Origin of the sequence: Bacillus cereus group sp. BfR-BA-01382 (assembly GCF_022663475.1) — a bacterium.
Taxonomy (GTDB): Bacteria; Bacillota; Bacilli; order Bacillales; family Bacillaceae_G; genus Bacillus_A; species Bacillus_A thuringiensis_S.
On sequence record NZ_JAKUFQ010000218.1, the window covers coordinates 1 to 2,343 of the forward strand.

A 2,343-nucleotide genomic window follows, 5' to 3' on the forward strand; every position below is an offset into this window, starting at 1 on the left:
GTTTGTTTCGTTCAGTTTTCAAAGAACTACTTGGTCGCTCATTTGCGACTTCCTTATGTTAACATCTTCGTTAGTTAATGTCAACTAAGTTTTTTATTTCGTTTGTCGCTTGCGACGTTAATGTCATCGGCGACTTGTTCTATATTACAACTATATATACTAATAGTCAATATTAATCTTTCATTTTTTTAAAAAAGATGAAAAAGACTCTCATACCACCTCTTTATTCCTCATACATATCAGTAAAACAAGTGAAAGGAGTGTAGAACTTGTTCAATCCTTATTTATTAAACACCATAAGCGCCCATTCAAGAAGCCCACACTATCATAGGAAGTTTCCCATCATTCTATTTTGGAGTCAAAAAAGCGGTTGCACTTCTCTTGCCAATTGGTTCTTTTACCAGATTGATTTATTGCAAACAGCTCTAAGTTATAGTCCTTTCATTCATAATTTTGAATACGATATATACAAAAGTACACCTGCCTATAGTGTACGACTAGGTGTAGCGTTACGAGAAAAACAAAAAGAAACGTTTAAACTTGTTCGTAACCCTTATAGGAGAGCAGTCAGTTCTTTCGTGTCCTTAATTGGACCTCCTTATATGGAAAATCCGGAATGGAAACCCATCCGAAAGTTTTTATATCAAGATGAAAATTCCCCCAAAGGGATCTCATTCAAACAATTTTTATACTATCTATTTATGAAAGGGGCTCACGCAAGTGATATTAACCCACATTTCACACAACAATATATAGCTGGTGAAGAAGAATATGTGACCAATTATATATACTTAGAAAACTTCGATCAGGAAATGAAAGAATTAGAAAAGCGTTTCGAATTAAAAACCGCACCAATAAATGAGTTCTCAACATCATGGCATCATCAAACTCCCGCCATGATTTATAAAGGAAATTTTAGCGAAGCTGATATTACTGATCCTTTATTTCCCCGTCATCCAACTTTTGAAAGCTTTTATGATACTGAATGTATACAACTTGTTCAAACAATATTTCAAAATGATTTCGACACATATAAATACAGCAAAGAATATCCATACTAATTTTAGTCTATTATCTTTGCTAAATAAAAAAGATACCTCATATATAAGGTATCTTTTTAACATTTCAATTATATAAATCATACTGTTTAACAGTCTCTATTCTCCACCTTATTACCTTTTAATAGATTACATAACTTTTGCTTATCCGCCCATCCTACTCCGATTAAAACTAAACTCGCTCCCATTATTACCCTCCATGTCAGAGACTCATTTAATAGAATAATTGAAGTAGCGATACTTATTAATGGTAATGCATTTAAATATAATCCGCTTACTGATGCTGAAACTCTCTCTAGCGCTTTATTCCAAAACCAATATGCTAAAATTGTTGCTCCAATAACAAGGTATATTACACTAAGTCCCGTTTTCCAAGTTTCAATCTTTGGTAAACCGTAATAAAGAATTTCTACCAGTGCAAACGGTAATAGAATAACAGCTCCGATAATTAAAGTTAATGTTGTAAAAACCTCGTTTGATAAATACTGTTCTTGTTTTGGTTGTTTTAGCAAAACCGTGTAGAAAGCAAATAGAAAAGTACTTAATAATATCAGTATATCTCCTATTAAAGACACTTCTTGATCAGCACTTTTAGATGGAATCGTAATAAAGAGTACTCCTATAGTACCCAATATAATCCCTATCCAATAATTCAATCGAATTTTCTCTTTCAAGAAGAATGCTGAAAAAAGAATTGTAACTAATGGTAATGCAGCATCTATGATACTAACATGTAATCCACTTGTTAAAGAAATACCATACGATGTGAACATGAAATACCCAGCTACACCGGTAAAGGCTAACAAACTCATTCTTTGCCATGGAACTTTTTTATGTACAACTGATTTTTGTAGTTGCTTAAATGAAAATAGCATACAAATTCCACCTGCAAAGAAAAGACGAATAAACAACAAAGTAAACGGCTGAATAGATTCTAACACCCATTTTGTTGGTGCAATAGCTGTCCCCCATAATATAACAGCCACTAATAACATGCATATTTCTTTCATAATCCCCCACACCCATCAAAAATATATGTTAACTACCTTAATTATAGATTTTTTCTTATGTAAAATCCTTTAAAAACACAAAAGGTTATGTAAGATTACAAATATTCTTTTTACATCTCGATTATATTTTCACAAAAGGTAATTCTTACCTTTATATTTCAAGCAATAAAAATAAACACAAAAAAACCTAAGTCGAAACGACTTAGGTTTTTGCTTGGCGACGTCCTACTCTCACAGGGACAAGGTCCCAACTACCATCGGCGCTAGAGAGCTTA

The 2,343-nt window shown here is 32.7% G+C and carries 2 protein-coding genes; one reads left to right on the forward strand and one right to left on the reverse strand.

The features are described 5' to 3' along the window. Nucleotides 1–269 precede the first annotated feature (269 nt). Nucleotides 270–1,061: a sulfotransferase family 2 domain-containing protein gene (locus MR160_RS33430; protein WP_000483044.1), complete on the forward strand. Its 792-nt coding sequence runs from the start codon at nt 270–272 to the stop codon at nt 1,059–1,061. A gap of 86 nt (nt 1,062–1,147) precedes the next feature. Here MR160_RS33430 and MR160_RS33435 read toward each other — a convergent pair whose 3' ends face one another. Beyond that, a complete protein-coding gene (locus MR160_RS33435; protein WP_000658297.1) occupies nt 1,148–2,068 on the reverse strand; it encodes a DMT family transporter in 921 nt (306 codons plus the stop codon). Between the last annotated feature and the right edge of the window lie 275 nt (nt 2,069–2,343).